This is a genomic window from Candidatus Mycoplasma haematominutum 'Birmingham 1', from assembly GCF_000319365.1.
GTDB lineage: Bacteria > Bacillota_I > Bacilli_A > Mycoplasmatales > Mycoplasmoidaceae > Eperythrozoon_A > Eperythrozoon_A haematominutum.
The window spans coordinates 506,214-513,880 of record NC_021007.1; the positions used below are offsets into that span (position 1 = coordinate 506,214).

The 7,667-nt window shown below is 28.9% G+C and carries 8 protein-coding genes; 2 read left to right on the forward strand and 6 right to left on the reverse strand.

Annotation, left to right across the window (positions count from 1 at the left end):
• Nucleotides 1–3: 3 nt before the first annotated feature.
• Both serS and ftsH read right to left on the reverse strand, forming a co-directional pair.
• Complete coding sequence (gene serS / locus MHM_RS02780; RefSeq protein WP_015511924.1) at nt 4–1,245, reverse strand: serine--tRNA ligase; 1,242 nt, start codon at nt 1,243–1,245, stop codon at nt 4–6.
• Nucleotides 1,245–3,518, reverse strand: a complete 2,274-nt coding sequence (ftsH, locus tag MHM_RS02785) for an ATP-dependent zinc metalloprotease FtsH (protein WP_015511925.1) — start codon at nt 3,516–3,518, stop codon at nt 1,245–1,247. Before ftsH ends, serS begins: the two co-directional genes overlap by 1 nt.
• Before the next feature lie 191 nt (nt 3,519–3,709).
• Here ftsH and MHM_RS02790 point away from each other — a divergent pair, with 191 nt between their 5' ends.
• On the forward strand, nt 3,710–4,849 hold the full coding sequence (locus MHM_RS02790) for a hypothetical protein (protein ID WP_015511926.1): 1,140 nt from the start codon (nt 3,710–3,712) through the stop codon (nt 4,847–4,849).
• Nucleotide 4,850: 1 nt separating this feature from the next.
• Here MHM_RS02790 and rsmA read toward each other — a convergent pair whose 3' ends face one another.
• From rsmA to rpmH, 4 genes are read right to left on the reverse strand one after another with little or no spacing between them, the layout of a single operon-like run.
• On the reverse strand, nt 4,851–5,633 hold the full coding sequence (gene rsmA / locus MHM_RS02795) for a 16S rRNA (adenine(1518)-N(6)/adenine(1519)-N(6))-dimethyltransferase RsmA (RefSeq protein ID WP_015511927.1): 783 nt from the start codon (nt 5,631–5,633) through the stop codon (nt 4,851–4,853).
• 3 nt (nt 5,634–5,636) lie between these two features.
• Entirely contained in the window at nt 5,637–6,824 is a 1,188-nt protein-coding gene (locus MHM_RS02800; protein WP_015511928.1) for a YidC/Oxa1 family membrane protein insertase, read from the reverse strand.
• Nucleotides 6,815–7,189, reverse strand: a complete 375-nt coding sequence (gene rnpA / locus MHM_RS02805; protein ID WP_015511929.1) for a ribonuclease P protein component — start codon at nt 7,187–7,189, stop codon at nt 6,815–6,817. Before rnpA ends, MHM_RS02800 begins: the two co-directional genes overlap by 10 nt.
• 40 nt (nt 7,190–7,229) lie before the next feature.
• Entirely contained in the window at nt 7,230–7,373 is a 144-nt protein-coding gene (gene rpmH, locus MHM_RS02810; protein WP_015511930.1) for a 50S ribosomal protein L34, read from the reverse strand.
• A gap of 68 nt (nt 7,374–7,441) precedes the next feature.
• Between rpmH and MHM_RS03035 the strand changes: the two genes are divergently transcribed.
• Nucleotides 7,442–7,667, forward strand: a 226-nt coding sequence (locus MHM_RS03035) for a hypothetical protein (RefSeq protein ID WP_043902171.1), incomplete at its 3' end; no start/stop codon positions are given.

The following is a 7,667-nucleotide window of genomic DNA, read 5'->3' on the forward strand; positions in this document are numbered from 1 at the left end:
AGTTTATTTAGAAATTTTTTCCATATGTAAATAATTAATTAAACAAGTGGGGACTTGAATGTCCCCATTAGGTAACTGATAATTTTCCAAAATGGCTGCAAATAGTCTATCAATAGCTAAGCATGATCCATTTAATATATGAACATTTTTACTCTTCTCCTTTGGATCTAGTATTTCTTGTTTATAGCGTATTTTACCTCTATTGGATTGAAAATCCCTGGTATTAGAAAGAGAAGATATTTCTCGATATTTTTTTTCAGATGGCATTCAAACTTCAAAATCATAAGTTTTTGTTGCTGAAAAAGATAATTCTTTTCTTGAGAGTAAAAGTTTCCTAAATGGTAGATTTAATTCTTTAAGAATGCCCTCAATTATTCCTGAAAGATAATTAAGTGCATTTTCTGATTCAGCTTCTTCTACAAACATAACTAATTCTGTCTTAATAAATTGATAGAGTCTCATAATTCCCTTACTCTCTGTTCCGGCTCCCATTTTTTCATTCCGAAAGCAATTGGTATTTGCACAGACTTTAATTGGTAACTCTTTTTTTTCAATTATTTGACCTCTATATAAATTCACTAACTGTACCTCAGCAGTAGGTGATAAAAATTTATCTTCAGAATTTTTTATCTGAAAAATAGTATCTTGAAATTTACTAATCTGAGAAGTACAAAAGAGAGAATCTCTATTAACTATTACAGGTAGATAGTATCGTTTAAAACCATGTCTTTCTGCTCAATCAAGCGTGAAAGCTATTAATGCTCTAATAATTTTTTCACCCTTGTCAGTATACGTAGAAAAGCCAGAACCTGCATTTCTAACAGATGACTTTAAATCAATTAACTCAATTTTTAAAGACAACTCAAGATAAGACTTATATTCTTTGAAACGATCAATTTTGCCTCACACTAAAATCTCCTGATCTTCTAGTGGCGGTGTCTCCAAATCGGGTACTGCAGGAACAATGGAAATTAAATGATCAAATTCCCTTTTCTTTGTTTCATATTTATTCTCTAATTCTTGTAAGTGAATTTTCATTTTTTTCATTTTCTCAACTTTACTATTTTCAAATTTTTTAGAAAGTAAATTTTTTTCACTCCTCACAATATCAAGTTCAGATTTAATTACCAACATCTCCTTATCTAAATCCCTAATTTTTTCTAATACCGAAATATCAATATCCCTACCTTGCATTCTTTCTTTTAAAAATTCAAAATCATCTCTAAATCATTTCTTAGAAATCACTAGTTAGATGAAAATGAATTGACACTGAAATTAGACTGAGAACGCCTTCTCTCTTTCTCTGCCTCAGCCTCTTTAGGAATTCTCCTGTACTTATGAATAAATTCAATTTGATTTCTATCTATAGTTTCTAACAGTAGTAAAGTTTCAACAATCAAAAGAAGTTCAGACTTATTATCTTCAATTAATTTTTTTGCCTTTAAATATTGAAAATAAAGTATTTTATTTACCTCATCATCGATGATTCTTGCATAAGTTTCAGAGTAATTATTTTTGTAGGGATTTTCTGGTTCTTCAGAAGGTATGAATTGGGTCATTCCTGCAGAATTGCTCATTCCAAACTTTAGTACTATATTTCTTGCAATTTGAGTAGCTTTATATAGATCATTTGATGCTCCAGTACTTATATTGTCCAATCCGAAAAATAATTCTTCCGATGCTCTACCTGACAACAAGGTAATAATTGTGGAAAGTAGTTGTTTTTTAGTGCTAATAGATCTCTCTTGGATCTTAGGAACTGAAAGAACGTAACCGGCTGCCTTACCTCTGGGAATAATTGTGATCTTTTCTACAATTTCACCATCATCTGTATATAATCCTGCAATTGCATGACCAGCTTCGTGGAATGCAATCTGCTTTTTTTCAGCTAACAATATTTTTCTACCTTTCTTGGCTGGACCTGCCATAACTCTATCAATAGATTCATCAATTTCTGTGGTTGAAATAAATTTTTTATTTCCTCGAACAGCTAATAATGCTGCTTCATTAAGTACATTTTCCAATTGAGCGCCAGAGAAACCTGGAGTCTTTCTAGCAACTTCTTCAAGATCTATCTTATTAGAGAGATTTTTATTTTTTGCGTGTAACTTCAATATTTCCCTTCTCTCCGCAATATCGGGTAAATTTATCTGAATATGTCTATCGAAACGACCAGGTCTTAGAACTGCTTCATCAATACTTTCCAATCTATTAGTAGCTCCAATTATTATTATTCCTGCCTGAGTATTAAAACCATCCATCTCACTAAGTAATTGATTAATTGTTTGTTCATTTCCCTGTATATTAAACTTTCCTCCACGCTTTCCAGCTAGAGCATCTATTTCATCAATGAAGATAATGCAGGGAGACAGCTTCTTGGCTTTATCAAATAGCTCTCGAACTCTTTTAGCTCCAACCCCCACAAACATATCATCGAAGCTCGCCCCGGAGGCCTCCAAAAACGGGACATTAGATTCTCCGGAAACTGCCTTGGCTAGCAACGTCTTACCAGTCCCTGGAGGTCCATATAAAATTACACCTTTCGGTATTCTAGCTCCCATAGATGCATATTTCTTAGGTCTTTTTAGAAAATCAACTATTTCTTCTAGCTCCTCTTTTTCCTCTTTAATTCCAGCAACATCTTTAAAAGTTACCTTAGCTTTATTAGTTTTACTTATAGATTTTCCTATTCCAAAAATTCCTCCTTTTCCTCCATAAAGTCCTAATTGCCCTTTTGCTGCCCCTCTAGCCAAAAACATAAATACTAGTAAATAAAGTATTGTGGGTAATAGAGAGAAAAAAACTCTCCCCGCTGTCATTCTATCTGGTGCATCCGCATTAAGAATGGCTGCTTCCACCAGTTGCGCGAAACAGCAACAGCAACATTTTTTTCCGTCCGAACAACAACCATTCTCTCCACTACAACATTTTCCTGTACAAGTGCATCCATCTTTTTGACCACAACAACAACCGCAAGATTTACCATTCTCTCCACAATTTATAGAAATTTTGCAAGTTCCTCCATTTTTACAATTAAGCGTATAATGGTGAGTATCTTTACCACTCTCTCCTCCGTTTCTCGATCTTGTCACATTAAAGGAGACTAATTGATTATTAGTAGTTCTTGCATAAACCCTGAAAACATCATCATTGCTGTTAGTCATGATCTTCTCAGCTTTTGAATGTTCGTGATATTTATCCTTTATTTCATAACTTTCGTCTAGTTTTAATTTCCCGTTACATTCTCCATTAGAAGAGCAAAGATTTAAACCACTTAAATGTATCGCTCTATCATAAAAAAATAAAAAATAAATAAGTAAAATAACAATTCCCAGGAAAATCAGTCGAAGCATTCGGCTTTTTCGCCTTGGACTGATCCCTCCAGGGTAAAGAGCTGATTTTCATTTATCAAAACGACCAGATGATCTATCATCATGATCTGGTTCTAATGGAATTTCACCCGCCTCTTCCATCAATTTGGGTAAAAAATTTAATCAATAAAGTATCTTTCAAAACATTACTGGAAGGGAAAATTAAAAATCATTTACCTCTTTTTAGTACCCTAAAAAAATAAATAAACTTCTCATTTGATTCTTAAAATTTTGGTTTAAGTAAGAAGAAATTGTTTATAAAAAAACTTATAAAAAATTCTTAAGATAATTAAGGTAATTGAAGAGCAATAGAAGTTAAATTGACTACTTTCTTTTAGATGCTAAATTCAGAGAAAAAGAGCGAGTCACTTCAAATAGACATTGACCCTGTTGAATTTGACTGGATATCTTATTTTCAGGTATATTCTTTCCTACTTTCTAAAAAGAGTCTAATCTTATTTCCATATCTATACTCCCAAAATAGGGTTAATTCTCTCAATCCTTCCTCAAAATATAGTTTTGAAAATTTACTGAAATCTCAAAAGTTAACTTATCAGGAATTTAGAGAGTCAATACAAGAACTAGAAAAACATAAATTGATATCTATTTTTTCTGGAAAGAAAAATCTAGATGAACATTTAATTTTGAAGTTACATTCTCCAGAAAATATTCGAGAACTTCTTTCTAAAAAAAAAATACTAGAAAATCTAATTCCTGAATTTAAATTAACTGAGCTAATTTACAGTATTGGAAGGACAAAAGAATATGATGAGTTGACCTTCTCGAAAGAGTTATCTCAAAAGGTTAATAATTTATCAAATCTAAATTCCAAAGATAAAAAACTTTACTGATCTTTTTATGACGAACTTTATAAATCTTTTGGTAAAGAGTTTGAGCTCTCTCATAAAATAGTTGAGATACTAGAAAAATACTGAGAAAATCAAAAACTGAGCTCTTCGAGAATTATTGAACTTTCAAGATCTTCTATGAAAACTAATGAAAAAGGTGAATATTATCTTTCAATTGTTGAATTAACAAATCTGATAAACGAAGAATTAAAGGTTGTTTCTTCTGAATTCCAGATTGAAGAATATCATCAATTCTGAAAAAAATTACATATTTCTAGAGATAAAAAAGAACTTAAACGACAATTCAATAAACTTTTCTCTAATTGTTCGGCTGTTTCCTTCTATCTAAAACTTACAAGGAAAAAGCAGGCCCCTACAACTCTAGAGTCATGAATTACAGAATGTATCCAAAAAAACATAGATCAATCTATAATTAATGGAATTCTCTCTTTTGTTTTTTCTCTATTAAAGAAAATTCCTGTAAATTATCTAAAAAAAATGAGTGAAACTATCTTGAATGATGGAATTAATACTACAAATCAATTTTTATCTCACTTAAAAGAAGTACTTAAATATGAAATTCAAAATAAAAACAGAATGGGTGTAATAATAGAGGAATTAAACAAATAAATTAACTTAAATTAGAGAATAATTTAAAAATATCAGAAGGTTTTAATTGATGTGCTCTTATATTCCTGTGTAAATTATTTTTCTCAAAAATAAAACTCAATCTCATTACGTCAAATTTTTCAGAAATTAAGTTATTTCACAATATTTTTCTGGGCTTTAAAAAGCATTTTCTTACAAAATTTAGATAATTCTCTAATATTTCTTTATTGGGGGAAAATGTTTTTTTTAGTGAAATAAAAACAGAGTCTACTTGGGGTTTAGGATAAAAATTTAATCTATCAATTCAAAAAAATTTATGAATTTCGCAAAATGTTTGAAATAAAACTGAAATTGAAGAATATTTTTTACTATTAAAGGGAGCTATTATTACCTCAAAAAATTCTTTTTGTATTGTAAAATAGGCTTCTTGAAATAATTGAAGTTCTAAAAATTTAAATAATATATTAGTACTAATATGGTATGGAATGTTTCCAAATAAAAGTGCAGGCTTTTTAGTTGTAATCAATTCCAAAATTTCCTGCTCCTGTATCTCTAGAAAATTTTTATTAATAATTTTGGGTTTTAAATAAGATAATTTAGAAGAAAGAAAGGAGCAAAGATTGGAGTCAATTTCGACTCCAATATACTCCTTCTTACTAAGTGTTAGATATTGGGTTATTTGGCCACAACCGGGTCCAATTTCTAGAATAATTCCATAATTAGAATCATTAATTTTTTTTGCAATTCTTTTTTGAACATTTTTATTTTTTAAAAAAACTTGTGATAATTTCCTATTATTTTTAATTACCTAAATGCCCAATGTCTTAAGTTTTCTTGAAAGAACACTTTCTTGCTCTTTAAATCTTTTAAGAATCACATGAATTGTATAGTTAGAAAGTATATTTAATAAAGCATTAAAAAAATAATATATAGCAAGACTAATTGATCAAAATAGAGAGAAACAAATAAAAATTATTGTCATAACATTTTGCAAAGTCTTACCGTTTGTAATATTTATATTTCTAAAACCTAAATTGCTATCTACAGAGTAATCAGGAAATCTTTTCTTCATTAAAAAAGTTGGCAATTTTTGACTGAAAATATTAACAGGAATTACAATCATGCAAAAAATTAAAAACATTCAACCTGTTGAAGAAAAATTTGAAGAAAAAATTTGATAAAAGGGGGATTCTGAAAAAGGCATTTTTCCAAATAATCTGGCATACTTTACGGGTCTGGTGATTGTCATTAGCCTATAAACTATTAAAAAAATTGGAGAATTTATGAAAAAATTCTCTAAAGGTGCCATTGGCTTTAATCCCTGTCGTTTGTTGTATTCTGAAACCTCTCTTTGCCTTAAAGCTGCCATTTGCCTTCATTCCATTGTTTTTTCAGTACCTCCTTCATATTTTTCATTAATTAAGGCAATATTTTTTTTATGTCTCTGCTGTTTATCTGAATAAAATTGAGCCCTAAAGGTGGTAAAGAAAGTTACAAATTTCATAAATATAAGAATTATTCATATTGCAAAAATTACATTAAATCCTGAGTTATCAATTGTACCTCCCGTTGTACCCTTAAATGTTCAAATCAAATATAAAAATAATCTAGAAAATGGATATACAAATCACTGTATAAAAGGACCAAAACCATTTTCTGAACTAATTAATGGTCAATATGCTCAAGGGTTTGGAGTTCAGGGAAAAGCATCATACCTATAATCTCCTGTTCTTCCGTCTCCGGAAGGAGTATAAGCTGCTTCTAAACCTTCTCCTGGTTTTGCTCTACTCTTTGCATATACAGTGAAATTTTGAAAAAAAGATCATGCAATCATCAAACTGCAGAAAGAATATAAAACAATCTTGAATATTTTAAATCCCTTTTTGAAATAAAACTTAATAGGATCATAAAATGGGTCATCTGGATGAAATGAAAGTAATCCAAATCTTTTTTGTTGTTGTTGAACAATTCAGCCAAACCTAAAATTTAAAAACATCTTTTAGAAAAAATTGAATAAATTTGTTTAATTTCTCTGTTTAATTTTTCAAAATTTACTTTTTTGAATTTATATTGAGAGTAAAAAAAATCTGTATATAAAAATACTGATAATGTCTTAGGTAAATTATCTAAGTTATTATGAGCATTAGCTGCTCAAAAAATTCTTTTTAAATAATTTCTATCTTTAGCTTTTTTTCATTTTTTTTTAGGGATTACAATCCCTATCTTTACATTATTTAAATTTTCTCTTCCTAAACAATTAGGAAGATAATAAAAGACTAAATTAGTAGTCTTAATCCTATTCCTTGACTTAAAAACTTTATCGAAATCACCTTTCTTTAGTAATCTATATTTTTTTTGCAAACTTTAAATTTTTCTAAAAAATACATTAAAAATTTATTAATTATCTATCAGAAATTGTCAATTTTTTCCTCCCCTTTCTACGCCTGGAATTAATAATTTCTCTACCTGATTTAGTAGACATTCTAATTAAAAAACTATGCGTCTTAGCTCTTTTTCTTTTTTTTGGTTGATAAGTCCTCTTCATTTAATTACTTATATTAACTGAATTTAAACAAAATTGAAGAACACATAAAAAATCTTAAAACTTCAAAAATGAGTTCATTTGAAGAGAAAGTGTTAAAAAATAATTACAAAAAAAATACAGATAAATTTAATAGGAAATTAGAAAAGATATTAAATCAAGAACATGAAAATTTTTTAAACAATAACAAAATTGACTTTTTTTTAAAAAATCAAGATTATGAGAAATTTACTAAAGTTTTTAAATCCTTCATCAATAATAGGTTCCATTCTATTTTCGTTATAGGTTGTAAAGGTT